Source organism: Dyadobacter sp. 676 (assembly GCF_040448675.1).
GTDB lineage: Bacteria > Bacteroidota > Bacteroidia > Cytophagales > Spirosomataceae > Dyadobacter.
In genome coordinates this window covers 4848637-4875322 of record NZ_CP159289.1, presented here as the reverse complement: position 1 = coordinate 4875322, position 26686 = coordinate 4848637, and the positions used below count along the sequence as shown (strand labels likewise).

Sequence of the window (26686 nt, the reverse complement as noted above, 5' to 3'; positions counted from 1 at the left end):
TTACGTAATTATGCACCAGGATGAAAGAACTGCCCCCGATAAAAAAAGCATTGCTGCCCCTCTCGTGGATCTACGGTTTCGTCACCGATGTGCGGAATATCCTCTTTGATACCGGCATTCTGAGTTCCCAAAAAGTACCGCAGAAAGTCATCGCGGTGGGCAACCTCACGGTCGGCGGCACGGGGAAAACACCTGTTATCGAATACCTCGCGTCCCTATTTTCAAATCATGTCCCGACGGCTATTCTGAGCCGCGGATATGGTCGCCGGACGCGCGGCTATGTCGAGGCCGGCGGCTCGGCTACCCCGGATACGATCGGCGACGAACCCTTTCAGTTTTTTGCCCGATTCGGCGAAACGGTAAATGTGGCGGTGTGCGAAAAACGTGTCGAAGGCGCATTCAAAATTCATCAAAAGCATCCCGGCATAAAGCTCCTGCTTCTCGACGATGCATTCCAGCACCGCGCCATTCGCCGCGACGTGAATATCCTGCTCAACGACTACAACCGGCCGTTTTACGAGGACCACCCCTTCCCTGCGGGCAGGCTTCGCGAGCGCCGGCACGGTGCGCGGAGGGCCGATGCGGTGATCGTCACCAAATGCCCGGCCACACTGGATGCCGGGGAGAAAGAGGCGATCAGCCTTCGCATCCGCCGCTACACGCGCCGGAGCACCCCGATTTTCTTCGCAACGACCCGCTATGGCATCCCTTTGTCGTACGAAGGCGCCCCTGTTCAGTTAAAGAATGTTAAAATGGCAGCCGGTATCGCAAATCCCGCCCCATTCGCTGCATATCTTGGCGCCCGGTTCAGCGTTACAGATATGAGGGTATTCCGCGATCATTACAATTACACGGCAAGCGACGTCGAGGACCTTATTAAGAACTTAAAAAACGATACTTTTGTGGTCACGACTGAAAAGGATATGGTCAAATTAAAACCATTGGTTGTCGCGAGAGGCTGCGCTGACCGCTTCGCCTACATTCCGGTTTCTGTAGATTTCGGGGATGGGGAACCGGCCTTTGTGCAATGGGTCACTTCACAGGCCGGCAACCGGTTTTAAATACGGCAGAACGAGTTTTCCTCTATGAGAATTGTTTTATATAGCTTACTGTGTGTTTTATGCAGCTTCATCCTGATTATACCGGCAACCTACGCACAGGTAAAGTTGCCCGGCAATATACGGATGCCGGGCGGTGGAGGAGGCGGCGGGGCACGCGGAGGCGGAGGACAGTCGATTCTGGACGATAGCACCAAGACGGTCTACGGGCCGCAAACAACGCTTCATTTCTACGAACACGATATTTTCAATAACCGCGATTCGGTCCGGTACCGGGTGGATACCAATCTGACAAATTTCCACCGGTGGATGCCAATGGACAAAGCCTGGGGCAAACTCGCCGATCTCGGCAATCATGTAACGGCTTCGCGAAACCTGTTTTTTCAACCACGCGAGGATATAGGAACGCAATTGGGCCTTCGTGCTTACGATGCGTACGCGATCAGGCAGGAAGATGTAGCCTATGTGGATACCAAATCGCAGCATACCGAGCTCGATTTTATGTCGGGACCGAAAAAGACCTCGCTCGGTACATTCGCCTACACCCAGAACGTGCACGCGCGGTTCAATTTCGGGATACGCGGCACGCGTTTGACGTCCAATAAAATATACGGATTCGCCAATAGCATCAACTCCGCTGCATTCCTGGGACAAAACTGGACATTCCTGGCGCATACGAGTTTCTTTTCCAAAAATAAAAAGTACGCGATCCTGGCCCATTACAGGCACCTGAACATGAAAGTACGGGAGCAAGGCGGCGTTATTCCGAATGTCGACGACGTAACGGGCGAAGTGGACAAGTATTCCTACGACGGTTCCGCCCGGCTCAGTGATGACGCCAATTCCTGGGAACGGCGCCACGTGTTCCATGTCTATCAGCAATATCGGCTTGCGAACGGTTTCCAGGTATTTCAGCAGGGCGATTATACCAGCATTATCAACCGTTACACCGACAAGGACATCACACGGGGCATCGAAAAGGGTGTTTACAAGACAGTAAAATTCGATTCTACGGAGACAAGGCAGGACCTTTATTACAAACTACTGGATAACAAAGTAGGCATCAAGGGATTTTATGAAGGCTTCAATTACCGGGCCTACGTCCGGCAGCGGTTTTATGGCATGCGTACCGCGGCGCAGCCCAAGAATGAAACGGGAGATCCCTATGTGACCTATCGTACCGGGCTCAAATTCGACAACATTATCGGCGCATGGCTTGGCTATTATTTGAAGGATTCGGTCCAATATCTCACCGCCGAAGCTGATCTGAACCTCGCCAAAAATGTGGAATATCGCTTGAAAGGCGAACTGAATACCCGCTGGGGGAAGGCCGGCTTCCAGAGCATCCAGACTGCCCCCGACCTGCTCACGCAACGCTACCTCGGCAATCATTTCGATTGGCGTACGAATCTCGACCCTATGAAAGTCCAGACGATATTCGCGTCGTTGGTATTGAAAACGAAGAAGATCGAATTTGTGCCCGAAGCACAAATTCACCAGATCAACGACTACATTTATTACGACACCGCAGCAGTTCCGCGGCAGCTGAATTCGGGATTCCGTTTATTCAGGGTGGGCTTCAATTCGGGCATTCACCTGAACCGCTGGAATTTCACGACGATGGGCTATCTCACGGTCAACGACAACAAGGACGTCATGCGCATTCCCACGGTATTTGCGAGCGGCGAAGTGACTTTCGATTTCGTGTATGCAAAAGTGCTCTTCATTCAGCTCGGCCTGGCGGCACGATACCGTTCCTCCTATCTCGCGGACGCCTACATGCCGGTCACGCAGCAGTTTCATTTGCAGAACGATACCCGGCTGGACCAGAATGTGGTTGTCGACGGTTTTGCCAATGTACGCATCAAACGCGTGCGGTTATTCTTTAAAATGTCTTACCTTAACCAGGGAGGCAACTTCGGTCTTTTCCCGAAAGGCTATTATGTCACACCCGGTTATCTGGGCCTGGCGAGGGCATTTTCGTTCGGGATCAACTGGCCATTGTTCGACTAGACAAAACGCTCATTATGGCTACAACACTCACGACCCTCGGGCTGGAACTTCCAACCGATCCCCGCTGGACCGACATTGCCGCCATGCAGATCGGCGATGTGCTGATCGACCACGCCTATTGCGAGCAGAAAGCGGCATCCAGCTGCATTTCACTGATCGTGCATTATCCGGAAAAAGCATTGCTTGTAGAAACGCTGACACCCATCGTAACCGAGGAATGGGGACATTTCCAGCGGGTTTTAAAGGAATTGAAGAAAAGAAATATTCCCCTTGGCCGCCAGCGCAAGGACGAATACGTGAACCAGCTCATGCTGCTCGTTACCAAAGGCGACCGCGAGAAAATGTTCCTGGACCGCCTGCTCATTTGCGGGCTGATCGAGGCACGGAGTTGCGAACGGTTTAAACTGCTTTCGGAAAACCTGGAAGACGAATCGCTCCAAAAGTTTTACCGAGAACTGATGATCTCCGAAGCCGGACATTACCGCACATTCCTGGAACTGGCCGGAACCTACGTTCCTGCGGACAAAGTGAGGGCGCGCTGGAAGGAGCTCCTCCACGCCGAAGCCCTGATCATGCAATCGCTTTCGCCCCGCGGCGACCGCATTCATTGATATTACCGCATTACATCCCGATTTCCCGATGCCTTCTTTCCTGAACCTCGTCGCCAAACGCCTGCTTGCCAACCATACTTCGCTCGACCGCGTGCAAATTGTGGTCCCGACGCGGCGTGCGGCATTTTTTCTCATGCAGGAACTGGCCGGTCTGACCACCGAGGCCATTATGAGCCCGGGCATTATGGCGATCGACGATTTCGTGGAAAGCATTTGCAGCCTGGAAATCGAAGACCCGGTGCATTTGCTCTTTGACCTGTACGAAACATTCAGGGAAATCGATCCCGACGTGCAGTTCGACCGGTTTATGGGATGGGCGTCGGTATTGCTGAGCGACCTCGATAAAATCGACCAGTACCTGGTGAAAGCGGATTTTCTGTTCGAATACCTCACGGAGGCACACACGCTATCGCGCTGGCAGGAGAACCTGCCCGAAGGTAAAACGCTTCGGAGCGAAGGCGGGTCAAAGCAATATTTTTCGCTTTTCGAGAATATTAACAAGGTGTACCATTCGTTCCGCCGGCGCCTGCTTGCAAAAGGCAAAGCTTACCGCGGAATGGCCTATCGCGAACTGGCGGAGGATATTGCCGGACTTACTTCGGCACGCACCGAGGCCGAACGCATTTATTTTGTGGGTTTTAATGCATTCACCACTTCGGAACGGGTCATTGTAGCCGCATTGGTCAAGGCAAAGAAAGCGGAGGTCCTGTGGGATTCGGACCGGTATTATATGTCGGAAAATACGGTGGTGGAGGCCGGAAAAAGCCTTCGTGAATACCAGCGCAGCAAGGAGTTCGGCGAATGGGACTGGACAAGCGACGATCTGCTTTCGACCGAAAAGCACATTACCATTTACGGCGTGCCCAATGCCACGCTTCAAACGAAAGTGGCAGGCGAGCTTTACCAACGGATGAAGCGCTTCGACGCCGACGATGCACCTGTCCCGACGGCCATTGTCCTGGCCGACGAGAACTTGCTGCTGCCGATGCTGTACTCATTAGACCAGGAAGTCCGCGACCTGAATGTGACGATGGGCCTATCGATGCGAAATTCGCTGCTTTACACGCTGGTCGACGGCATTTTTGAGCTGCAACAAAATGTGGTGGAGTTCCGGACAAGGAGCGGGAAAATGGTCCGTGTACCAAAGTTCGGGCACAAGTCCATCGATAAAATACTCAACCATCCGTTTATCCGGCATTATGAGCACGTGGCAATGGCACCACTGGAAGACGGGCAAACGATCATTCAGCGCACTTTACGCGAAATCACCGAGGGGAATCAGGTTTTCCTGAGTTCGGAAGAGCTGATCGCGCTGGGCGACAACCACCCTTTGTTTCAGGTCCTTTTCACACGCTGGCAGAAAAACAACGCACAGCAGGTCATACGTTCGTTTTATCAACTCGTCGAGTTGCTCCGCGAGGTTTATAAGGACTACAAAAATGCGCTGGAAACCGAGTATCTCTACCTTTTTTACACATTACTGAAACAATTCGAGCAAACGATCGAAGAGCGGACAGAGCTGATTACCTTACGGACACTGAAATCGTTCATGTTCGAGCTTATCCGGCAAACGCGCATTCCGTTCAGCGGCGAGCCCGTCAGTAACCTGCAAATCATGGGTATGCTCGAAACCCGGGCCCTGGATTTCGAGCGGATCATCATCCTGTCGGCGAACGAAGGGATTATCCCGACCGCCAAACGACAAAATTCGCTGATTCCCTACGATGCTGCGCAAGCGGTGGGATTGCCGACACACCAGCATCAGGAGGCGGTGATGTCCTACCATTTTTATCGGCTGCTCCAACGCGCATCCGAAGTGCACGTGCTTTACACCAGCACGAACGACGCGCCCGGCGGAGGGGAAAAAAGCCGTTTTATCAGACAAATCGAGTACGAACTGACGCAGTTTAACCCGCTGATCCGCATCGAGAATAAAACGGTCGTTTTCGAACCCCAGCAACAACGGGAGCTGGAAGAAATAGTGCACAAGGACGACGCGCTCATTGCCGCTATCCGGGCATACCTCGATGGCAAGGGCATTTACCCTACCCACCTCAATGAGTTTATCCGTTGCTCCATGCAGTTTTATCTCAAACACATCGCCGGTGTGAAGGAGAAAGAAGAGGTGGAGGAAGAATTGGGGATGGACAAGATCGGGACCTGGCTCCACGCCTCACTGGAACGCCTCGATCTCGAATTTTTCCTGCTGGACAATGATCCTTCGGAGGAGCAGATCACGACCGTGCTTCGGGAGGAATTCGACCGGCTTTTCAAAGGCTACGTGACCGACCTCGGCCTTAACCGCATTTACTATCAGATCGGCGAACAGCAGATTCTGACCTTCCTCCGCCATCACATGGCCCGGCAGCCGCGCAGAAAGATACTCGCCGCCGAGCAGCCGCTCCACACCCGCATCCAGCTCGTGTTACAGGGCGCCTACACTCCCGTGCGCGTGGGCGGGAAGATCGACCGCATCGAGCTTGCCGACGACCGTACATTGTACATAATGGATTACAAAACCGGCAGCGTGGAGCTTACGGGCAAACAAAAACTCGCCGATCCCGCCGGCCGCGAGGAAGCAATCCGGTTCGATCCCGACCGTAAAATGGGTTATGTGCGCCAGCTCTGGATATACGAATACCTGATGTATCGCCGGATGAAGGAAGAAAAAGGGCTTAAACTCCGGGGAGATACATACAATTTCGGCGACTATGCTGTCAAATCGGGCTTTTACTCATTTCGCGACCCGAAAAACCTGATCGCCAACCCGCTGGAACTGACAGCGCAACTGGCGCCGGAGGAATTCATCGAAAAATCGGAAGCGCTACTGACCGACATCCTGAATGTTATGCTCGATCCGGACATCCCGTTCCGGAAAACAGACGACCTTACCACCTGTAAATTCTGCGACTTTACCGGCATTTGCGGACGGTAGTCTGCTACTCTAAAAATACCCGTCAAGCCTTGCAACCATTGTGTAACCAATGCGATCTTTTTAAAAAAATCGTTTACGGTATGATCGTGGTAGCAAAATTAACCCTCTTCATTATCTGGCTGATGGCCTTTGTCGTAACCTGCCTCGTGATAGGCGTTACATTCCCGGTTTTTGTCTTGTTCGACAAGTTTCAGATGTTTTTTAAAGAAGTATCCCTTTAATACCGAAATCGAAACGCCTCTCAAAAAATAAAGGCGGGTGAGTTGTCTCATCCGCCTTTTTGCTGCATGGAGTGCGGCTATTTCTTTTTGAATTCGAGGTATACTTCTTCATCGGGCGCACCTGTGCTGGCTTCCGAAGTCTTAAGCGTAATGTTGATCTGCGATACCCCGCTGGCATTCACGATTCTGCTACCAATGCCGCTGAGCCGCACACTCAAGGCTTCACCGGTGCTTTGGGTAACATCCACTTTCTCGTTCACCTCGAAATTATCCTGGGCAGTTGTTTTCACGGCCACCAGCGGGTAGTCCTGGGTTAGCGTAATGGTCGTACCGGAAACGGTAACTTTTGTTTCCTTGGTGTATTTGATGCTCAACTGGTTCTTCGCTTCGGTGGTGACGTCCCATTTATAATTACTGGTGATCCCGCCCTCCACAGTGGTGGTTTCATAAACTCCTACAAAGCTCGTTGCATAATCCGTTTCCGGCTCGGGGTCTTTCTTGTCGTCCTTGCAAGCGCCCATCAGAACTACCAGACAGCAAAAAATCAGCTTTTTCATACTTCAATTTTAAGAGTAAACAATTTTCAAATATAAACACGCATCCGAAATTTCCTACTATAACGGTACCGCCCCGGAATGCGCATATCGAGGCAATAATTTATTCATTTCAAACTATTTCAAAACGGTAGCCGTCCCAGGTCGACATTGCCGCCGGAGATGATGATACCTACCTTTTTTTCCTCGAAAATGGCCCTGTTTTTCAAAACCGCCGCAGTGGACACGGCCCCGGACGGCTCCACCACGATTTTCATCCGTTCCCACAGATAGCGCATCGCCCCAACGATTTCCTCGTCGGAAACCGTAAGAATGTCTGTCACCCCGGATTTGATGATGGGAAAAGTCTTGTCGCCCAAATAGGTGAGCAGGCCGTCGGCGATGGTGTTGACATAGGGTGCCTTTTCAATTTTGTCGCTCCGAAAAGACAACACTGCGTCGGCCGCCCCCTCCGGCTCGCCCGCGTATACGCACGTGCCCGGGGAAAAGTATTTCGCCGACAACGCGGTGCCGCTCAGCAAACCGCCCCCCTCCGACCGGCGCGACGATCGCGTCCAGGGTAACCGCAGTATCCCCGATCAGTTCCCTGGCCGCCGTAGCCTGCCCGGCGATCACTTCGTAATTATTGAATGGATGGATGAACGTCGCGCCCGTGCGTGCTACGATCTCATCGACCGTCCGCTGTCTGTCCTCGGGTGTGTTTTTACAAAAAGCAATGGTTGCACCATAGCCTTCCACTGCCGCTATCTTCACTTTCGGCGAGTTTTCGGGCATGACGATGTAACATTTAGCCCCTACTTTCTGCGCCGAAAACGCAATGGCCTGCGCGTGGTTACCCGATGAATGCGTAGTTACACCGTTCGCCAACTGTTCGGCCGGTAGCGAGAGCACTGCATTGAGCGCGCCTCGCGCCTTGAATGCACCAATCTTTTGCAGGTTTTCGCATTTGAAGTACAATTCAGCGCCCGACAGCTCATTCAGGAACTGCGAAGTGAAAACGGGCGTGTGATGAATGTAAGGTTTAACGAGCGCATGAGCCGCTTCGATCGTTTCTCGGGTAGGTACAGTTCCGGTCATATCGGTGTACATTATGAAAATTGTTCCTGCATTAAAAAGAAAAAGGGCCCGTCTTGTTACCGACGGGCCCTCATCTGAAAAATTTCCCAGTTTACCTTATTTACCGGCATTTGGTGTATAAAGGTTAAAGAACTGGTCGAGTTTCGGCGTGATGATGATCTCCGTGCGACGGTTCAGGCTGCGGTTAGGCGCCGAATCGTTAGGCACTTTGGGGAGATATTCGCCACGACCGCCGGCGATCATACGAACCGGTTCGACACCGTATTTCTTTTGCAGCGTACGCGCAACCGCTGTCGCACGCAACACAGAAAGATCCCAGTTGTCGGCAACCTTGTCCGTCGAAATAGGTACATTATCCGTGTGGCCCTCGATCAGGATTTCGATTTCCTTATAATCGTTGAGGATTTTTGCCACCTTGCTCAACACATTGTCGGCAGCGGAGTTGATAACCGAGCTTCCCGAGCGGAAAAGCATTTTGTCGGAAAGCGAAACGTAAACGACGCCCTTTTTAACCTCGATCTGCACGTCTTCGTCGCTTACGTCAGCCAAAGAACGTTTCAGGTTGAGTACCAGCGCCATATTCAGGGAATCTTTGTGCTGGATACTTCTGTTCAGGTCGCGGATCTGGGCACCTTGCTGGTCCATCATCGCGAGCGATTTTTTGATGCTTTCCGAGCCTTCTTTCGAAATCACCGAAAGGTCCGACATGCGGTCAAGAAGATTGTTGTTGTTCTTTTTGAGGAATTCAACCTGGTCTTCCAGCTCTTTCAGTTTTGCGTTTTTGCTGGTCAGTTCGTCATTTTTTGCCTTCAAATCATTATTCAGGCTAGCAGTTCTGCTGTCACAATCATTCAGGTCGGCTCTTGCTTTGTCCAGTTGGATTTGGATCTCATTGGCTTGCTTCTGTGCGGAAAGCAGCTTTTTCTTGCTTGCACATGAGCCCAGTACAAAGAGCATAGCAACGGCTAAAAGCGTTTGTTTCATAATCGTCTTAGGGTTGTTAATAATAGATAAACACTGTTAAGTAAATGATTTGGTACCACTACACTGATCGTTATCAATAATCGAGCCAGAGCCAAGGGTGCTTTTAAAACGCAAAAGTACAAAAAAAGGAAAGAATGTCGTAACGACACACGTCCCTTTTTCCTTGAAAGCAAACAAGTTTCAGTACCGGATGTTCCAATACGGGTTCCGGTGCGACTTTATGCTGTCGTTAATGTACGATTTCAGCATCCTGTCATAGTCTGCCGTCGTAATTTTCTTGCCTTTTATTTTCTTTGGCGGCTTCGGCTCGTCATTAAGCGGCTTTTTCTCCACTTTGATGGCGGTAAAAATAACCTCGCCATCGTTCACGTTCAGCTCCATGATCAAACCCGGCAAGCCGAAGTAGCGCTCAGGACCTGCGTTGAACGCCAGATCATTCGCAAACCAAGCGGTCAGTTTGGCGTCGCGAACGGTATCCTCGGCCACGGCCATCATGCACAGGTAACCGTTGATCTCCTTGATTTTGTTCAATACTTTCCAGGAAGGCGCTTTGAGCGAATCGTCGATCACGAGCGTCTTACCGGCAAATTCCTCGATCTCTATTTTACGTTCCGTATCCAGGTTACGGTAAACCATGAACTCGCTCACACGGCCGCGCCATCCGCCGTCGGCTTCGGGCTCCATATCGTTGTATTTACTTTCGGCGGCGGTTGCGAACAACTGCCCCTTGGTTTTGTACCCTTCGTCACGACTGCCCCAGGTCGTTTTGATACGGCTCCGCTCCTCCTCGGAAAGAAATGTAAGCCTGTCGTAAATCTTCGACCAGAAATGTTCTTTTTCGTAGGTTACCACCACGCCTTCCTGCTGCGCAAAAGCCGGCAAACCGCTCAGCAGCAAACATATCATCCAAAGTTTTTTCATTATATACTGTTATAAATTGCTATCGATGATTATTAAAACCCACCCTTCCGGCGTACCGAATGCGACATACCGCGCATGTTATACGCGAAGCTCAGCATAAAGTACCGCGCGAGCGTGCGCACCTGCTCCTGCGAGACGAAGTTCTGGTAAGCCGATTGCGAGATTCCCCTGTTCTTGTTGAAAAGGTCGAATGCGGAAAGCCGGATTTCCCCCTTTTTACTTTTCAGCATGGTTTTGTAAATCGAAACGTTCAGGATCGGCATATCCTGGTTAAACCCGAAGCGGTCGTTCACGTACCGGTTGTAGTTGAAGCGGCTGTTGAAATAAATGTCTTTGGGCAGCTTGAAATTCATTTCGGCACCGTAAAACGAATTCACGATTTTCTGGTTCTGGGCACTGCTAAGCGAATAACGCGTGTCGGAAACGTTCCAGTTGGCGTTCGCGTAAACCGTGAACTTATCGCTAGGCGTTAAATCGAGCCGCAGGCCTCCGTTATACCCGTTGCTCTTCGTATCGTTGAGCTCGCCATTGATAAATGTGAGGTTCTTGCCGTTGTTATATCCGACATTCATGCTCAGGTTACTTTTCGTTTTCACGATCGGGAAACCGTAATGACCGTAAATATTGAAGTTCCGGCCGCCGCTGATATTGGTCGGCATGGTTCGGGTCACCAGGTTCTCGTCGACGGTCTGGCTGTAAATGATCTGGTCCTTGTACTTGTTGAAATACGCACCGAAGAACATCTGCGTAAACTTCGTCGCATTGAAGTGGTTATACCCGATATTGAACGAATGGCTCTTCGTCGGCGACAGATTGGGATTGCCTTGGGTAATATAAAGCGGATTGCTGTTATCGACAATAGGCTGCAAATCGCGAATATTAGGCTCCTGTACGGAGAAATTATAACCTCCGTATAGATAACGGTTGTTTTTCAGGTTGTAGTTCAAGGAAACATTGGGCACCCAGTTTGTAAACCGGCGATCGACACGCGTACGGGCGGGGTCTTCCTGGTTCACGGCAAACTTCCCGTCCATGTGGATTTGCTGCAAGCCGATCCCGCCAAGGAGGTTCAATCCATTATACGAATAGCGAAGCGATGTTCCGCCGCGGTGGAAAGTGGTATTGTTGGTGTAATACCGGCTGAGGTTCAGGTTTCTTACTGCGCCGCCTTCGTTGTTGTCGAACACGTCGCGATCCACCTCGTCGCTTTTCAGACTGAAATTATAGAATGTTTCGAGCACGAATTTCTTGGATAACGGCTCCGTAAAAAGCGCGCTGCTTTTCAGCTGATTGCGCAGACTTTTGGTATGATTGGTCTGATTGATATTCAACACGCTGTCGGGCTCGGTTTGCGAAGAACGGAAAAACCGGTTGGTTGATCTCTGCCGTACATCGCCCTCGGAATTGTTCACATTGTAACCCGCACTCAAAGCGAAGTTCCGGCCCTTCTTTTTGAATTTAAGGCGATAAATGGCCGTGTTGGCAATGGCGAACGAATTAAAATCCGAGAAATTGGTAATATCGCTCATATTCGAAAGTTGGGTCGAATCCTGCACGCCGCGGAAAAACTCCTGATGGCTTCGGTAATCGGCCGTACCATTACCGAAGCGGAAGTTGGACAGCACTACGAGCGTATTGTTGGAATCCAGGCTTTTTTCGAAACGCACGCTCCCGCGATGGTTCTGATTGGAATTCAGCCGACCATTGGTGTCGAGTTTCGTAAACGCGGAGTTGGTCAGGAAGTTGGTTTGCCGTGAAGTGGCATCGAGATCTTGGGTATTCTTGTTGTAATAATAGCTGGTATTGAACTTGGTTTTCTTCGTATCGAAGTTGTAGTTAGCCCCACCTGCCCAGTTTTTATTAAAACCCCTGTTCTGCGCACCCCGGCCGGCCTGGATGGTCAGGCTTTCTTCGTCGTCGCCACCGAAAGAAATGTACCGCATGCCACCATTGAACCCGAAATCGCCATCATCGCCCCAGTTGAACGACTGGCTGCCTTTAAAGTCCTGGTAATCGTCCCACGACATCCCGCCCTGGTTGGTATTATTTCCAAGCCCGATGAACGAAAACTGGTTCTTTTCATTAAACCGGTTGTAATTGATTTTTCCCTCCAACCGTTTTTCGGTACCGATGCCGGCGGCAACTTTTGCCAAAACCACCTTTCTTGTGGCTGTCTTTCAGTTGCAGGTTGAGCGTTTTCTCATGCTTACCGTCGTCGACACCCGTCAGGCGCGCCTGCTCGGTCTTTTCATTAAAGACCTGCACTTTTGAAATCGCTTCGGCCGGAAGATTCTTGGTTGCGGCCTTTGTGTCGTCACCGAAAAACCGCTTACCGTCTACCGTTACACGTTTGACGGTTTCGCCCTGCGCTTTGATGCTTCCATCCTGCTCAACCTGCATCCCCGGCAGTCGCCTTATCAGGTCCTCAACGTTCGCACCGGGCGGTACTTTGAATGCCTTGGGGTCATACTCGATTGTGTCGCCCCGGATGCTCAATGGCGCCCGGAAGGCTTTGACCACCACTTCATAGAGATTCTGGTCCATAAAGGCCATTTTGATGCTTCCCATGTCGGTCAGGTCGCCATCGTTGGGGTTCACTGTATGCTGGTACGGCAGATAACCTACATAGGTGATTTTCAACAGATAACTACCTCTTTTCAACCCTTTGAACTCAAACGCGCCCTGCTTGGAAGTACGCATGAAATTGACGAGCGTAGAATCTTTGGGAGTAAGCAGCATGACGGTCGCTTCGGGCAGACCCGCCCCGGCGGTGTCGGCTACCACTCCTTTTAACGTAAAACGCCCTCCGGTCTGCGCGTGCGCAGAGAGCATGGGAAGGCATAACCATAACAGAAGTAGGATTTTTTTCAAGGCTAATTTTCGAGGTTATGTGAGTAGAGGTTGTAACTGAGGTATTACAATTTTGCAATTATAGGGAATGCGCATTCAATTTACAACTAAAAATATAGTTTAAAGTTGAATTTATATGGAATTGAGAATTATTTAACTTTTATTAAGAACAACAACTGTAAAAGTATCGATTTTGGTATATATAAGTTACTTAAAGTCCATAAATTTTTCATTAAATTATTTCCGGCTGGATTTCATTGACCATATTTGCCCTTTAGTTTTTATTGTATTAGTGTTGAAATGAAAAGTATCGGAGTAATATCAGACACACACGGCTACCTGGATGAACGCGTTTTCGATCATTTTGCCAATTGTGACGAAATATGGCATGCGGGAGATATCGGCTCGGTGGAGATCATCGGGCAGTTACAGGCGTTCAAACCAACCCGTATTGTTTTTGGGAATATCGATACGTCCCAGGTGCGTGCGCTTACACACGAAAACCTGCATTTCGAGGTAGAGGGATTCCGGGTCTGGATTACCCACATAGGCGGTGCTCCCCCGCGCTACAACCCGCAGGTCATGTCGACACTGAAATCGAATACACCCGATATTTTCGTCTGCGGACATTCCCACATCCTCCGGGTAATGCGCGACAAGACTTTGAATAATATGCTGTACATCAATCCCGGGGCCGCGGGGCGTGAAGGATTCCACAAATTCCGCACATTGCTGCGCTTCAACCTTCATGAAGGGCTGATCAGTCAGATGGAAGCGATCGAGCTGGGCAAACGGGGAGCGGTGTCGTAGTGAGCGGCAGTCAAGAATGCTCAGGTGTTGTCAGGGGTAGTTAGGAATAGTCAAGAATAGTCGGGGGTAGTCAAGAATAATCAGGAAGTGAAAGGACAATCGATTTTGAGAAAAATCAACCCATGAAAATGCCTGACCATTCCTGACCACATTTGACTATTCTTGACTACACTTAACAACACCTGACAACCCTTGACAATACCTGACTACACCTTGACCATATTGCAATGCCCGGCGGTCAGAACGTCACCTTGACAACCTTCGTCTCGCCACCGCGCTGGAGCTCAACCTCGACGGTCTCGCCTTTTTCGTGTTTGCCCAGGATTTCCATGTAATCGTAGATCGTCCCGATCGGCTCTCCTCCAAGTTTTGTAATAATGTCACCAACCACAATGCCCGCTTTCTCGGCAGGACGCGCTTTTGAAACGCCGTCGATTTTCAGGCCTTCGCCCGTATAGCTGTAATCGGGCATTACACCGAGGGTTACCTTGAAATTGCTGGTTGTAGCACCCGAATGCGGGTTGCCGGCCGTCACAAATTCCGGATCGGCCGTTTCCTTGTCGAGACTTTCCAATAAATCGGATATCAATGCGAGTATCCTCGCTTCTCCTTCGTAGTTGATCTTCTCAGGATCGTCGGATATTTTGTGGTAATCCCCATGACTGCCGGTGAAGAACTGCACTACCGGAATGTTTTTCAGGTAAAAGGAGGTGTGGTCCGAAGCCCCTACCCCGGACGAGTCAACGGTATATTTCAGGTTCTGCCGTTTAGCCAGGTCCGGGATCAGCTTTCCCCAAACGCTGCTCGTGCCCCAGCCGGAAACGATGATGCCCTTCCGCTCATCCAGCCGTCCGATCATATCCATATTGATCATCGCTGAAAAAGTATTCAGAGGCAATGTTGGCTTCTCTACGTAGTGCTTGGAACCAATAAGGCCCAATTCTTCACCGGAGAATGTGATAAACAGGAAGTTGTGCTTTTCCTTCACATTATTTCCCGCAAAATAGCGGGCCAGTTCCAGCACGCCAGCGGTTCCGGAGGCATTGTCGTCGGCCCCGTTGTGGATTTTGTTCTTACTGTCGGGAGATAGCGAGCTTCCCTGAAAACCCTTGCCTAAATGGTCGTAATGCGCTCCGATCACAATGGTCTTCGGCGCGCCGTTATCGAGAAACCCGGCCACGTTCCTGCCTGTGAGATCATGTGCTTCTCCATCGATACCGAATGTAACTTCGAAAGGCTGGAAATAGCCTCTGGTACCGGCAGGTTTCAATCCCGCCGCCTTGAATGCTGCGACAATGTAATTAGCGGCCCTTATCTCCCCCAGGCTGGCCGTCCCTCGCCCTTCCAGATCGTCGGAAGCCAGGAATTCGATGTGTTTTCGAATAGCTCCGGCCTGAAAACGTTGCCCGAATGATTCCAGGACAAAGGCAACCGCCAATATCGTTGAAAAAAGGTATTTCATTTTGAAACAATCACTCCGGTTCCGGCTTCTGTGCCCCATGTCTGTTGTGAATAACCGGCGGTCAGAGCACTTCGTGAATATCTGTTAAAAACTTCCTTACGCGCATCAGCCGCTGGATCAGCAGCTGGGCTTCCTCCTTACGGCGCAGCTGTTCGCGCGTGCCCTTGATGGTACGCCCCTGCTTGTCGCGCTGGTGCATGATTTTCCGGATGATCTCGATATCGCGCTCGGTGTAGCGCCTGCGGTTCCGCGAATCGCGTTTGGGATTGAGCTGCGGAAATTTTTTCTCCCAGAACCGGAGCGCCGACGGTTCGCAACCTACCATTTCGGCAACTTCGTTGGTGTCGTAATATAGTTTCGTATTGGGTTCCATAGTCCTCGATGCGGTTACTACAAAGATAATCGCCCGGGCTGTTAAACCCTGTTTTCCGACAGATTTTTGATTTTCCCCAGCGCTGCGCTTGCAAACTGTTCCGAAGAAGCATGGTAGTCGCGGCCGTCGGGCAGCACCGAAAAGTCTCCGATTTCCAGTTCCAGCCAGGTACCCGTTCCCTCCTCAGTCAGCCGGTAACTGTATGTGATATTGTAATGCGAGGGCGGCAGTTCCCATTTCGAAACGTAGAGCGAGAAAACAAGCGATTCATTGGGTTCGTATCCGGTAACCGTAAGGCGCGTCATTCCCGACCAGTCGATCACTTTTCCATGTTCCAGGTAGTAATCCTCGAAATCGGCGGGAAGATCGTCCCATTGTCGGATGTACTTGGGCGCGACCAACACCTCCCACACCTTTGCCACAGGGGCTTCGATGAATATTTTTTTGCTGACGGTAAGCTCCTGTGCCATAAACCTGTATTTGTGTTTCAATTTATGATTCAGGCAAAAAACCATGCCGCGTGCCGGTTATCACTATCCCCCTGTTGTGAAGGAAAAACACTTTTCAGTATCTTTCGTTTTCAATTGCGATCAAGACACACAACCGGCTGTAATATGTACGCACACAACGCACTATCAATCAGGACACTGCACCCATACCCCCTCGTTAAGGCACCCGATATTTTTCAACACCTGACACGGTTCCTGAAATAACTGTGTCAAATCATTAAGCAACAGACAGTCAATCTACAATTCTGATCGGTATGGGGCAGGAACATCGCCTTAGCCGCGCGACCAACGAAGCCAAATTAAACAGCATCCAGGTTTTGAGGGGCGTCGCCGCATTATATGTCACGATTTATCACCTGAAGGACGTCATGAACGAGGGTGACACTTTCCGGAAGGAAACCGACTTTATTTTCGGGTCGGGGCCGGCCGGCGTAAGCCTCTTTTTTTGTGATCAGTGGTTTTATTATGGTGTATATCACCCGCAATACCGTACTTTCGGGGCGGAACGTTCTGCGCTTTTTTCTCAAACGGCTGATCAGGATCTGGCCTGTATATGCGATCGTTACCCTGGCCTACTGTTTTCTGCAAAGCCGCCTTTCGATCAGTCCCGAGTGGCCGTCGGAACTTGTCAAAAGCCTCCTTTTCATCCCGTTGTCCGATACCCCGGCGCCTTTCTACGGCTATGCCACGCTCAATGTGGGATGGAGCCTCAATTATGAGATCTACTTTTACCTTCTGATAGCGGTTTCGATGTTTTTCCAAAGGCTTCGCTGGTATGCGTTTTTCCTGATGATCGCCGTTACGCTGGTGGGCATTCCTACCTATTACGGTGTTTTCACCTTCAAGGCCGATAAAATGGCCGATCTGGGCGCTCCCTACCTCAACATGGTCACCAATCCGATTATTTGGAACTTCGTATGCGGCGTATTTCTGGGACTGGCGTATTACCATCGTGCGCTTCACGAACGCATCGGCGCGTTCCTTGCCGTCAGGATGATGGCTCCCGCCATTCTTTGCCTGGCGGTCTGGCAGTTTCTGTCGGGCTTTCTCGGCGGTTTCGGGCCTTTCGAATGGGGGATCGGGTCTATGGCGATTTTTGCGGTATTCGTTTTCCACTACCAGCACCGCATTCAGAAATTCCCCTCCTGGCTTGTCAGGCTGGGCGATATGTCGTTTTCCATATATCTGCTGCACGTTCCGGTTGTAGTTGGCCTCGGTTTTCTTTTCCGGAAAATAGGGTTCCCCGTGTACAGCGAAGGCACCGCGATGTTCTTTCTTTCGCTGACCCTTACCCTCGTGGCTTCACGGTTGTCGTACGAATACCTCGAAATAAGGCTTACCTCCTACCTCGGCCAATGGATGAATGCCGGGAAAAAACTCGCGGTGCCGGAGCATATGGGCCGTTAGGTCAGTGCAGCGCCACGTCTTCCACCGTCTTGTAGGCGTCGTTCGTAATTTGCCGCGGGTCCTGCGACCACAACCGTTTCATAAACTGCGCATAGCGGCTCACCACATATTCTTCGGGAAAGCTCAGGTGATGACCTTCCAGGTTTTCGTAATTCAGTTCGAACGGTATTTTGAATTTTTTCAATTGATCGGACGCCATTTTTGCCCCTTCCATCGGCAGATAAGTCGGGCATGAAAGAAATGTCCCTCTGTAATAGGGCAGCACATTATCGCCTATCCGTTGAAAAAACACCGTCGGCATGGCATTCGAAGCATTGATATAGTCGCTTCTGAATATGCCGTACCCGAGTTGTGTAAGTAACGCCCGCACCCGGAACGGGCTGTTCTCGGCTTGTGGGTCGAGCCGGCCCAATGCTTTGGTAATACCCGGTTGAAGCGCCTCGAAATCGGCCTCGTTCATATACACGAGTGCGGTTACGGTGATCGCTCCCGCACTGCTGCCTGCGAGCATGATCTGCCGGGTGTCGATGCCGAATTCCTCCGCACGATCTACGAAATAGTGAATGGCCGCGTAAGTATCCTGCACCGACCGGTAGACGGCCCGCACGGCTTCCGTGCTGTTGCCCCCACAGGCATTCTGTTCGCTGGCGCCGTTGAACCCGAGCCGGTAATTGATCGCCGCCGCCGCGTACCCCCTTTGGGCCAGCCCGCGGGCCTTCCCCATTTCGTTGCCCAAATCACCAAAAAGGAATGCCCCTTCATGGACCGTCAGCACAAACGGACGGTATTTAAGGGAATCGTTCGCCGGCGCGACAAACTCGTAGTTCAGATCTACTTTTTGTCCGCGGTAATCCGTTGCAGTCGCAAATACGCCTTTGCTGATGTCCAGGCTGGCATCGTCGAAAATCCGGTCGGCGCCGAAACGCGCGGTGCGGGCAAGCAGGGAATCCGGATTTTTGGCGGGGATCGTATCGATAATCACCGTATCCGGCTTATTGGGGACCGTTGTGTCGCAGCCACCGTCGACAGGCCCCGGCTCGGGAGCCGGGTAGCGGCAACTGATACCTAGCCCGATCAGAACAACCAAAGTATATGTCCGGTAAAGTGGCTTCAAGTTTACAGAGATTAATATTGCTGGTACTGGCTGATTCTATTCAAACTAACGCAGCAAAGCCGGACGTCGATAGTCCGGCTTTGCTGCATTTCTTCCGGGGCTATTTGCATGCGAAATTAATCGCTTTTCGCTTCGGATGTAACCGGCCCCTGTGCGATCGACTCAATTATTTATGTTTTTTCTGATCCTGCTCGAATCTGTGCGGGTATCCTGTTCGGGCTGATGGTAAAAATATCCCTCCGTTTTGTTCTTTTTGGCCACATCCGACTGCTCTGTTTTTTGATCGGACGCCTGCATGCGCCGCCCGCATGAAATTACCAGCAGGAACAGGATAACACCTGCCGCGGTCCCGATGATTATGCTCTTTTTCATGATTGATACCGGTTTTGTTTGTCGATTTTCAAAAACCGCTCATTTACAAAAACGATACCAGAGCCCGGAAACCGGCGACGCGAACACTTCTGGTATGGTTTTTACAAAATCCGGGAATCACCCACTATATGAAGTCATGGATATTATCATTCTTTTGAAAGTAATCGGTAACCTTCTTTTCGCGGCGATACTCCTGCTGGCGGTTGCTTTCTCTATGGCATTTTCGCTGCTGACGTACATGTTCCGCGGCTCCCGGCCGTCGCTGGCGGGCATCAGGGACCTTTTCAGGAAAATGCACCCGTCCCGCTGAGCCTGTCTAGGAAAGCAGGTTCTGTCGGAGAAGAAATTCCAGCTGCCCGTTCACATCGATCAGCTTTTCGATCAGTTCCTTGTTTTCTTCCCGCAAATGGAAGATCTCGTAGGCGTTTTTAATGATGATCCGTAATTGCTGTTCGTCCCAGGGCTTGTTGAGATAGTAATAAATATGCCCCTTGTTCACGGCGTCGATCACCGCTGTAATGTCCGTATAGCCCGTCAACAGGATACGTACGGGGTCAGCGTAATTTTTGAGGACCTCGATCAGGAAATCGACGCCGGTCATTTCGGGCATCCGTTGGTCGGTGATGATCACATGTACCACATTGTGCTTCAGAAGTTCCAGGCCTTCCCGCCCCGAGGTAGCGATTAAAATATTAAAGTCTCTCCTGAAAGCGGCCTTGAATGAGTTAAGGTTGTTGATTTCATCATCCACGTACAGTACGCTTATTTTTCCTTTTTCCATCCTGAATACTTGGTGCTTGGCGGGATCAGCCGGTCGTCGACCCCGAACTAATTGATAATATTATAATATTAATTCTATATTCGCATCACCAGCCACAGCACTTTTGATAATTTTTTAAGCGATGCATAGGCGCAAGCTTCTGCTAATAAGGGAATTTTTGGCCCAAACGTCCAAATATTTTGCCCTCCATTGAACCAGAGGTTAGTTTTACAAAAATAAATTCAGCAATTTGTGTAACTATTGAAGCGAGTAAAAGCGTGAATATACGAGATTCACGGGGCCCGGTAGCGGGTCCGTTGAATTTATACGAAGATCGACAATAATTTTGTGATTTGTTTAATCAGGGCGAGCCCCGTTGAAAGATAGCCTTCACAATTATTCTAAAATGTACCACGACACAGAGAATAACCATATCTACAAACCGGTTTTCATCTCCAAAGAGCGCTACGCAGATAAAGAAAAGTTTCTTTCGTTCATCGAAGACTATCGCGGCAAAACCATCCTGGATTTATTTGCTTCCCAGAAAAAAGAACTCATACGTATCCGTAACCCCAGAAAACGGCTTACCGCCGCTGAGGTTGAACAGCGTTACAGCGAATGGGCTGCTGGCAGGGATACCGACACCGAAGGCCACTGGATCTACTATCCCTGGTCCGGGCGCCTTTTGCATGTCGTAGCGGAAGCGGAATTCATTGAACTCAGGACCAGCCGGAACCAGTTTAAAATCACGCCCGCCGAGCAGCAAGAACTTTCGGGGCGTTCCATTGGCATTATCGGCCTGTCAGTCGGGCACTCGGTCGCTTTGAGCATCGCCACCGAGCGAATATGCGGCAGGCTGAAACTGGCTGATTTTGACACCATTGAACTAAGTAACCTTAACCGTATACGCACAGGGCTGCACAACATCGGCATTAACAAATGCATTGTTACCGCCCGGGAAATTGCCGAGATCGACCCTTTCCTGACGGTTGAATGCTTTCCGGAGGGCATTGACAAAGCAAACCTGGACGGGTTTCTGCTCGATGGCGGCAAACTGGATATCCTCATCGACGAATGCGACGATATGGCACTGAAAATCAACTGCCGGCTCCGCGCCGCCCAGCTGGCCATACCGGTCGTCATGGAAACGAGCGACCGGGGAATGCTCGACGTGGAACGGTTTGACAACGAACCGAACCGGCCCATTCTCCATGGGCTCCTGCAAGGCCTCCCGCTGGAAAAATTCGAACATATCTCCGAAGAAGACAGGCTTCCGCTCGTGCTCCGGATCGTGAATGCGGCCAACGCATCGAAAAGAGGCAAGGTTTCGCTGATGGAGATCGGACAGAGCATTGGAACATGGCCGCAACTTGCCAGCGCGGTGACCTTGGGCGGAGGTGTCGTCAGCGACGTGTGCCGCCGCATCCTGCTCGATCAGTTTAGCGAATCGGGCAGGTATTATGTCGATCTTGAAGAGCTTGTGGGCAACAAATCGCCAAAGCCGGAAACGTCGGATCCCGGCAATCCTTTCGAACCGTTCGATTTGAACGATGCTATTCGCGTGGCCGATTCGTTGGCTGCCGGGCAACCTTCCGGAGTAATCGACGAAGCTATTTTAAAAGAGATTGTAAACGCGGCATGCCATGCCCCTTCAACCGGAAACGACCAGCCGTGGAAATGGCTTTACCGGAACGGCAGGCTGCATTTGTTCCATGACCGCTACCGCTCCTACTCTTTCGGTGATTTCGACCAGATCGCATCGAACATCTCGTTTGGGGCTGCGTACGAGAACCTGGTCCTGAAAAGCAATGAAGCAGGGCTGCGTATCCGGGCGGAATTGTTCCCGCTGGGGCAGGAATCTACGCTGATCGCGGTCATTACGTTTGCAGATAACGGTGCGGCCGCAAATACATCACCGGTTTTTTCGCCACAATCGGTCGCGGTGATATTCGAGCGTTGCACCAACAGGAACCCTTCTACCCCAGTACCAATTTCTGCCGAAGAATTTGAAGCGTTACGGACGGCCGCCGAAAGCGTGGAAGGTGCCCGGTTCCACTATTTTGACGACAGGGAACAAATGCTCGCACTCGCAGAAATTATCGGAGAATGTGACCGGATAAGACTTTTAAACCCCAATGGCCACCGGGATTTTGTTGAAAGGGAAATGAAATGGTCCCCGGCCGATGCTGAAAAATCCAGAGACGGGATCGATATCCGGACGTTGGGCATGACCAAAGGGCAAATGACGGCACTTTCGATCATCCGGGACGAAGAAGTTGCCAAAGGCTTAAAAAGCATTCAGGGAGGCGGGGCACTGATCGACGTTGCCCGGACCACGGTGAAGACTGCATCGGCCCTGGGTATGATCACAATGCCGAGATACGACTATCCGGATTTCTTTTGGGGAGGAGTATCCATGCAACGGCTTTGGCTGAAAGCAGAAGAATTGCAATTTGCGATCCATCCGTTAATTTCCCCGTTTTATATATTCCCCAGGGTGACCAGGGGCAATGGGACCGGCCTGGATGAAGCGGAAAGCTTAAAATTGCAGGATTTGCGGGAAAAATTTATGAAACTCGTTCCGTTTGAAGATAATCTTGCAGAGGTGTTCCTGTTCAAAATTGCCAGTGCACCAAAACCAGAGATAAAAAGTTACAGATTACCACTTGAAGAGACACTTTTTATCGTAAACCTTTGATAATAAATGGTAGCTCGCATTAAAGGATACCGCGCATCAGACGACATCGAGACCAGTCTCAGATACGCGGAAGGTCACCGAAAAGTGTTAGAGGCTTACGGGATAAAACAGGTTACTTCGGCCGTACATAACTGGCTCGAAGATCCTAATACGTATGTACTGATCGTTGAATCGGAAGACGGCAGCAAGATTTACGGAGGTACCCGTGTACAGGTACGCTCGCCAAATCTTAAAATGCCGATGGAAGATGCCATCGCAAAAATCGACAAAAGGATTTACAGCTATGTGGACGCCATCGGCGATTACAACGTAGCCGAATTTTGCGGCCTTTTTAATTCAAGGGAAGTAGCCGGATACGGAATAGGCAGTTTATACCTGTGCAGAATCGCAATGGCCGTTTCCGGCCTCGTCGGGATTAAGCATCTCCTTGCATTATGCTCCCCGATTACATTACTGATGAGCGAGCGGATCGGTTTTGAGGTGCTAAAAGATCTGGGAAACAATGGGACTTTTTACTATCCCAAAGAAGGACTTATCGCGACCTCACTCATCGCCAGGGACCTGGTAAACTTGCCTGTCGCAACGGACGAGGAAAGGGAAAAAATTTTTAGCCTCAGAGAAAATCCAAAGCAAACGGTGACTGAAAACGGGCGCAGAGGGGAATTAACAATCATTTATGATATCGCCAGATGGTTATAAAATTTTACAGGATATTATTTCTTCTATTTACCTTTCTGGTTTTCGGCAAAGCATCCCGTGCCGGTGAAATCGTCTTTTCGGGTAGCGATATCTCCATTGGTCAATACGTTGATATCCTTGAAGACTCACTGGGAACCCTGACTTTCCAGCAGGTAAGATCGTCCGGCCGCTTCGTCCCCAATCAGGAGCAGACGCCCAATTTCGGCCTCAGCAATTCCGCCTTCTGGATCAGGTTTACACTCAGAAATGAAACGAAAGACCCCAATATTTTTTTCGAGCTCGCCAACGCGCGTATTGATTTCTGCACGATTTATAACGAAGAAAACGGTCAGATCCGGCAGGAAAGGATCTCTCTGAACGAACCTTTCGCCGCCAGAGAAGTACAGCATCAGAATACGGTGTTCAAACTGAATATCCCGCCGGGGCAATCGAAAACATACTATCTCAAGGTCCTGGGGAGTGAGCAAATCGTACTTCCGCTGTTTGTGCGAAGTGAGATGGGCTTTTTTCGATTTGCGTTGAAGAACGAGGTCATCGCAGGGATACAGATGGGTATCCTCACTGTAATGATGCTGTACAACTTCTTTCTGTACTTCTCGATCAGGGAAAAAAGCTATTTGTATTATGTGCTGTATATTCTCTTCATCGGGTTGACGCAGACGACCATCACGGGCTACACATTTAAATACATCTGGCCCGATTTGCCGATGTTCAACGTCTATGCAATACGGATTTTCCCGTCCCTGGCGGGAAGTTTTGCTGTGCTGTTTATGCAGAATTTCCTGCATAGCAGGGAAAATTCGCCGGTGATACACAAAGTACTGACCCTCATTTTCGTCTCCTACGGATTTGCAATACTTTTTAACCTGTTAGGAATGCAAAGGCTTAGCTACCGGGTTATCGACGTAACCGGAGTTGCCGCCTGCCTGCTTGTTCTGGCGGTTGCGATCCAGCTTTCACTCAGAGGTTACCGTCCGGCTAAATTCTATCTTGTGGCCTGGATAATGTTCCTGATCGGTATCGTGTTGTACACACTCCGTAATCTCAATATCCTGCCTTACAACATGTTCACAAATTACACACAGCAGGTAGGGGCAACCATAGAAGTTATTTTGCTATCTTTTGCACTTGCAGATAAAATCAACATTCTGAAAAAAGAGAAAGAAGCTTCGCAGGCCCAGGCGCTACGTATTTCCATGGAGAACGAAAAAATCATTCTGGAACAAAACGCTTTCCTTGAAAAAAGCGTGAATGAAAGAACCGCGGAGTTACAATTTGCCAACAACGAGCTCAACCTTACACTTACCAAACTAAAAGACGCCCAGACACAACTGATCGACTCGGAAAAAATGGCGTCGCTCGGTCAGCTCACGGCGGGTATCGCGCACGAGATCAATAACCCGATTAACTTCGTCAGTTCCAATATCCGGCCGCTAAGGAGAGACATCGACGATGTGTTGGAAATCCTGGACTCCTACGACGGCATCCGGGAAGTCGGTTCGCTGGAACAACTTCAGGACAAGGTGAAGGAAATCGAACGGCTTAAAGAAGACCTCGATCTGGATTATCTCAAAACGGAGCTCGGCACGTTGCTGAAAGGCATGGAAGACGGCGCCCACCGGACTGTCGAGATCGTGAAGGGCCTGAAGATATTCTCGCGGGTGGATGAAACCGACCTTAATCTGGTCAATATCAACGAGGGAATCGAATCCACACTCATTATCCTCAACTACCAGATGGGGAATTCAATTACGCTCGTAAAGGAACTCGGCAACATACCGAGCATCGAATGCTACGCAGGCAAGCTCAACCAGGTTTTTATGAATATTCTCACCAACTCCATCTATGCCTTGCAAAAGGAAAAACACCAGAGCAAAACACCGACTATCTGGGTGAAATCCTGGTTGAAAGATCCCGAAACCGTGGCGATATCGATCCGCGACAACGGTCCCGGCATGACACCGGAGGTCCGCGCGAAGATTTTCGAACCCTTCTTCACCACAAAGCAGGTCGGCGACGGTACCGGACTCGGGCTTTCAATTGTCTTTAAAATTATCGAAGTTCACAGCGGTAATATTCAAGTTAACACGGAGGTAGGTGAGGGAACAGAATTCCTGATCACGCTTCCGGTTAAAAGAAAAGCCCGCCCAATCCCTGATTTTCAATGAGCGAAAAAGCGATAACCATTCTGTACATTGACGACGAGGAGCACAATCTGCATTCGTTCAAGGCTTCCTTCCGCAAGCAATACGATATCACGATCACCTCCTCGGTAGTGGAAGCAGAGCAAATGCTGGAAGAGAAGGATTTCTGTATCATCCTGGCCGACCAGCGGATGCCGGTGATGACGGGCGTCCAGTTTTTCGAGAAAATCAGGGTCAAATTCCCGAAACCGATCCGTATCCTTATCACAGGGCATACGGACATCGGCGCGGCCATCGACGCGATCAACAAAGGCGAAGTTTTCAGGTTCATCGACAAACCCTGGGATTATAAATATGTCGAAAATGCCATTTCCAATGCTTACGATATTTACAAAACCCGCGAAGACCTGAAACAGCGGAACATCGAATTGCAAAAGGCGAACGAAGAGCTGGATAAATTTGTGTACAGCGCCTCGCACGACCTGCGCGCGCCGCTGATGTCGGTGCTCGGCATTGTGAACCTCGCATTGCTCGAAGAGGACGTCAAATCGCAGAATGAATATCTGGAACTAATCCGGCAGTCGGTGAAAAAGCTGGATACGTTCATCATCAACATCATCGACTATTACAAAAATGCCCGCGGTGTGCCCGTCGTCACCGATATCAGCTTCGAGGAGCTGGTAACGGAGGTGCAGGCGACCATTCAATACCTGCCCGAATACGGCAACCTGAAAATGACCACCGATATCCAGCAGGACGGCGTGTTTCATTCGGACGTGATGAAGCTGCGGATCATTTTCAATAACCTGATCAACAACGCGATCAAATTCCAGGATAAATCCAAGCCGGACCCGTTTGTGCACCTGACCGTGAAATCGACGCCGTCGGAGGCCAAAATCATAGTAGAAGACAACGGAACAGGTATTAAGGAATCCGATCAGGACAAAATTTTCAAAATGTTTTACCGTGCAGGCGCGACCAACAGCGGCTCAGGGATAGGACTTTACATTGTACACGAGGCGATCTCGAAATTAGGAGGAGAAATCAGCGTAACTTCAAAAATCGGCCAGGGTAGTATTTTTGAAATTAACATTCCTTCTATTAACAAATAACC

Annotated in this window: 23 protein-coding genes and 1 pseudogene; 12 read left to right on the top strand and 12 right to left on the bottom strand. The window is 50.3% G+C overall.

Annotated elements, in window-relative coordinates; genetic code table 11:
* Positions 1–20: 20 nt before the first annotated feature.
* The 5 genes from lpxK to ABV298_RS21760 all read left to right on the top strand — a co-directional run bounded on the left by lpxK (position 21) and on the right by ABV298_RS21760 (position 6838).
* Positions 21–1061 (top strand): tetraacyldisaccharide 4'-kinase, encoded by a 1041-nt coding sequence (gene lpxK, locus ABV298_RS21780; protein WP_353718270.1) that lies wholly within the window; start codon positions 21–23, stop codon positions 1059–1061.
* A 24-nt stretch (positions 1062–1085) separates the two neighbouring features.
* A complete protein-coding gene (locus ABV298_RS21775; RefSeq protein WP_353718269.1) occupies positions 1086–3071 on the top strand; it encodes a putative porin in 1986 nt (661 codons plus the stop codon).
* A gap of 14 nt (positions 3072–3085) precedes the next feature.
* Positions 3086–3682, top strand: coding sequence for a tRNA-(ms[2]io[6]A)-hydroxylase (locus ABV298_RS21770; protein WP_353718268.1), 597 nt, complete (start codon positions 3086–3088; stop codon positions 3680–3682).
* 28 nt (positions 3683–3710) lie between these two features.
* On the top strand, positions 3711–6617 hold the full coding sequence (locus ABV298_RS21765; RefSeq protein ID WP_353718267.1) for a PD-(D/E)XK nuclease family protein: 2907 nt from the start codon (positions 3711–3713) through the stop codon (positions 6615–6617).
* A gap of 80 nt (positions 6618–6697) precedes the next feature.
* The gene (locus ABV298_RS21760) at positions 6698–6838 is read left to right on the top strand and encodes a hypothetical protein (protein ID WP_353718266.1); all 141 of its coding nucleotides are present in this window, start codon (positions 6698–6700) and stop codon (positions 6836–6838) included.
* 77 nt (positions 6839–6915) lie between these two features.
* Here the strand turns inward: ABV298_RS21760 and ABV298_RS21755 are convergent, their stop codons facing one another.
* The 6 genes and pseudogenes from ABV298_RS21755 to ABV298_RS21730 all read right to left on the bottom strand — a co-directional run bounded on the left by ABV298_RS21755 (position 6916) and on the right by ABV298_RS21730 (position 13245).
* Positions 6916–7395 (bottom strand): hypothetical protein, encoded by a 480-nt coding sequence (locus ABV298_RS21755; protein WP_353718265.1) that lies wholly within the window; start codon positions 7393–7395, stop codon positions 6916–6918.
* Between the two features lie 119 nt (positions 7396–7514).
* Positions 7515–8469: pseudogene (locus ABV298_RS21750) on the bottom strand (threonine/serine dehydratase).
* Positions 8470–8565: 96 nt separating this feature from the next.
* Positions 8566–9453 carry an OmpA family protein gene (locus ABV298_RS21745; RefSeq protein ID WP_353718264.1) on the bottom strand — a complete coding sequence of 296 codons (888 nt, stop codon included), beginning with the start codon at positions 9451–9453 and terminating at the stop codon, positions 8566–8568.
* A 180-nt stretch (positions 9454–9633) separates the two neighbouring features.
* Positions 9634–10374 carry a GLPGLI family protein gene (locus tag ABV298_RS21740; RefSeq protein WP_353718263.1) on the bottom strand — a complete coding sequence of 247 codons (741 nt, stop codon included), beginning with the start codon at positions 10372–10374 and terminating at the stop codon, positions 9634–9636.
* 32 nt (positions 10375–10406) lie between these two features.
* Complete coding sequence (locus tag ABV298_RS21735; protein ID WP_353718262.1) at positions 10407–12527, bottom strand: TonB-dependent receptor; 2121 nt, start codon at positions 12525–12527, stop codon at positions 10407–10409.
* Positions 12457–13245 carry a carboxypeptidase-like regulatory domain-containing protein gene (locus ABV298_RS21730; protein ID WP_353718261.1) on the bottom strand — a complete coding sequence of 263 codons (789 nt, stop codon included), beginning with the start codon at positions 13243–13245 and terminating at the stop codon, positions 12457–12459. Before ABV298_RS21730 ends, ABV298_RS21735 begins: the two co-directional genes overlap by 71 nt.
* Positions 13246–13524: 279 nt before the next feature.
* Between ABV298_RS21730 and ABV298_RS21725 the strand changes: the two genes are divergently transcribed.
* On the top strand, positions 13525–14034 hold the full coding sequence (locus ABV298_RS21725; RefSeq protein WP_353718260.1) for a metallophosphoesterase family protein: 510 nt from the start codon (positions 13525–13527) through the stop codon (positions 14032–14034).
* Between the two features lie 238 nt (positions 14035–14272).
* On the opposite strand, the gene ABV298_RS21720 is transcribed toward ABV298_RS21725, so the two are convergent.
* The 3 genes from ABV298_RS21720 to ABV298_RS21710 form a co-directional block, all read right to left on the bottom strand.
* On the bottom strand, positions 14273–15496 hold the full coding sequence (locus tag ABV298_RS21720) for a M20/M25/M40 family metallo-hydrolase (RefSeq protein WP_353718259.1): 1224 nt from the start codon (positions 15494–15496) through the stop codon (positions 14273–14275).
* A gap of 61 nt (positions 15497–15557) precedes the next feature.
* Positions 15558–15869, bottom strand: a complete 312-nt coding sequence (locus ABV298_RS21715; protein WP_353718258.1) for a MerR family transcriptional regulator — start codon at positions 15867–15869, stop codon at positions 15558–15560.
* Positions 15870–15910: 41 nt separating this feature from the next.
* Positions 15911–16339, bottom strand: a complete 429-nt coding sequence (locus ABV298_RS21710) for an SRPBCC domain-containing protein (protein ID WP_353718257.1) — start codon at positions 16337–16339, stop codon at positions 15911–15913.
* A gap of 486 nt (positions 16340–16825) precedes the next feature.
* Between ABV298_RS21710 and ABV298_RS21705 the strand changes: the two genes are divergently transcribed.
* The gene (locus ABV298_RS21705; RefSeq protein ID WP_353718256.1) at positions 16826–17785 is read left to right on the top strand and encodes an acyltransferase; all 960 of its coding nucleotides are present in this window, start codon (positions 16826–16828) and stop codon (positions 17783–17785) included.
* A gap of 1 nt (position 17786) precedes the next feature.
* Here ABV298_RS21705 and ABV298_RS21700 read toward each other — a convergent pair whose 3' ends face one another.
* Both ABV298_RS21700 and ABV298_RS21695 read right to left on the bottom strand, forming a co-directional pair.
* On the bottom strand, positions 17787–18899 hold the full coding sequence (locus ABV298_RS21700; RefSeq protein ID WP_353718255.1) for an alpha/beta hydrolase: 1113 nt from the start codon (positions 18897–18899) through the stop codon (positions 17787–17789).
* A 162-nt stretch (positions 18900–19061) separates the two neighbouring features.
* Positions 19062–19271: a hypothetical protein gene (locus tag ABV298_RS21695; RefSeq protein WP_353718254.1), complete on the bottom strand. Its 210-nt coding sequence runs from the start codon at positions 19269–19271 to the stop codon at positions 19062–19064.
* A 136-nt stretch (positions 19272–19407) separates the two neighbouring features.
* On the opposite strand from ABV298_RS21695, the gene ABV298_RS21690 reads away from it, so the two are divergent.
* A complete protein-coding gene (locus ABV298_RS21690; RefSeq protein ID WP_353718253.1) occupies positions 19408–19581 on the top strand; it encodes a hypothetical protein in 174 nt (57 codons plus the stop codon).
* Between the two features lie 6 nt (positions 19582–19587).
* On the opposite strand, the gene ABV298_RS21685 is transcribed toward ABV298_RS21690, so the two are convergent.
* A complete protein-coding gene (locus tag ABV298_RS21685; RefSeq protein WP_353718252.1) occupies positions 19588–20052 on the bottom strand; it encodes a response regulator in 465 nt (154 codons plus the stop codon).
* A 385-nt stretch (positions 20053–20437) separates the two neighbouring features.
* On the opposite strand from ABV298_RS21685, the gene ABV298_RS21680 reads away from it, so the two are divergent.
* From ABV298_RS21680 to ABV298_RS21665, 4 genes are read left to right on the top strand one after another with little or no spacing between them, the layout of a single operon-like run.
* On the top strand, positions 20438–22729 hold the full coding sequence (locus tag ABV298_RS21680) for an Rv1355c family protein (RefSeq protein WP_353718251.1): 2292 nt from the start codon (positions 20438–20440) through the stop codon (positions 22727–22729).
* Between the two features lie 6 nt (positions 22730–22735).
* Positions 22736–23428 carry a hypothetical protein gene (locus ABV298_RS21675; RefSeq protein WP_353718250.1) on the top strand — a complete coding sequence of 231 codons (693 nt, stop codon included), beginning with the start codon at positions 22736–22738 and terminating at the stop codon, positions 23426–23428.
* Positions 23419–25596, top strand: a complete 2178-nt coding sequence (locus tag ABV298_RS21670; RefSeq protein ID WP_353718249.1) for a 7TM diverse intracellular signaling domain-containing protein — start codon at positions 23419–23421, stop codon at positions 25594–25596. Before ABV298_RS21675 ends, ABV298_RS21670 begins: the two co-directional genes overlap by 10 nt.
* On the top strand, positions 25593–26684 hold the full coding sequence (locus ABV298_RS21665; RefSeq protein WP_353718248.1) for a hybrid sensor histidine kinase/response regulator: 1092 nt from the start codon (positions 25593–25595) through the stop codon (positions 26682–26684). Before ABV298_RS21670 ends, ABV298_RS21665 begins: the two co-directional genes overlap by 4 nt.
* Positions 26685–26686: the final 2 nt, after the last annotated feature.

Bases quoted from the DNA above. Each gene is read 5' to 3' on its own strand.
- lpxK (WP_353718270.1), top strand. From the start codon at position 21: ATGAAAGAACTGCCCCCGATAAAAAAAGCATTGCTGCCCCTCTCGTGG.
- ABV298_RS21775 (WP_353718269.1), top strand. From the start codon at position 1,086: ATGAGAATTGTTTTATATAGCTTACTGTGTGTTTTATGCAGCTTCATC.
- ABV298_RS21770 (WP_353718268.1), top strand. From the start codon at position 3,086: ATGGCTACAACACTCACGACCCTCGGGCTGGAACTTCCAACCGATCCC.
- ABV298_RS21765 (WP_353718267.1), top strand. From the start codon at position 3,711: ATGCCTTCTTTCCTGAACCTCGTCGCCAAACGCCTGCTTGCCAACCAT.
- ABV298_RS21760 (WP_353718266.1), top strand. From the start codon at position 6,698: ATGATCGTGGTAGCAAAATTAACCCTCTTCATTATCTGGCTGATGGCC.
- ABV298_RS21755 (WP_353718265.1), bottom strand. From the start codon at position 7,395: ATGAAAAAGCTGATTTTTTGCTGTCTGGTAGTTCTGATGGGCGCTTGC.
- ABV298_RS21745 (WP_353718264.1), bottom strand. From the start codon at position 9,453: ATGAAACAAACGCTTTTAGCCGTTGCTATGCTCTTTGTACTGGGCTCA.
- ABV298_RS21740 (WP_353718263.1), bottom strand. From the start codon at position 10,374: ATGAAAAAACTTTGGATGATATGTTTGCTGCTGAGCGGTTTGCCGGCT.
- ABV298_RS21725 (WP_353718260.1), top strand. From the start codon at position 13,525: ATGAAAAGTATCGGAGTAATATCAGACACACACGGCTACCTGGATGAA.
- ABV298_RS21720 (WP_353718259.1), bottom strand. From the start codon at position 15,496: ATGAAATACCTTTTTTCAACGATATTGGCGGTTGCCTTTGTCCTGGAA.
- ABV298_RS21715 (WP_353718258.1), bottom strand. From the start codon at position 15,869: ATGGAACCCAATACGAAACTATATTACGACACCAACGAAGTTGCCGAA.
- ABV298_RS21710 (WP_353718257.1), bottom strand. From the start codon at position 16,339: ATGGCACAGGAGCTTACCGTCAGCAAAAAAATATTCATCGAAGCCCCT.
- ABV298_RS21695 (WP_353718254.1), bottom strand. From the start codon at position 19,271: ATGAAAAAGAGCATAATCATCGGGACCGCGGCAGGTGTTATCCTGTTC.
- ABV298_RS21690 (WP_353718253.1), top strand. From the start codon at position 19,408: ATGGATATTATCATTCTTTTGAAAGTAATCGGTAACCTTCTTTTCGCG.
- ABV298_RS21685 (WP_353718252.1), bottom strand. From the start codon at position 20,052: ATGGAAAAAGGAAAAATAAGCGTACTGTACGTGGATGATGAAATCAAC.
- ABV298_RS21680 (WP_353718251.1), top strand. From the start codon at position 20,438: ATGTACCACGACACAGAGAATAACCATATCTACAAACCGGTTTTCATC.
- ABV298_RS21675 (WP_353718250.1), top strand. From the start codon at position 22,736: ATGGTAGCTCGCATTAAAGGATACCGCGCATCAGACGACATCGAGACC.
- ABV298_RS21670 (WP_353718249.1), top strand. From the start codon at position 23,419: ATGGTTATAAAATTTTACAGGATATTATTTCTTCTATTTACCTTTCTG.
- ABV298_RS21665 (WP_353718248.1), top strand. From the start codon at position 25,593: ATGAGCGAAAAAGCGATAACCATTCTGTACATTGACGACGAGGAGCAC.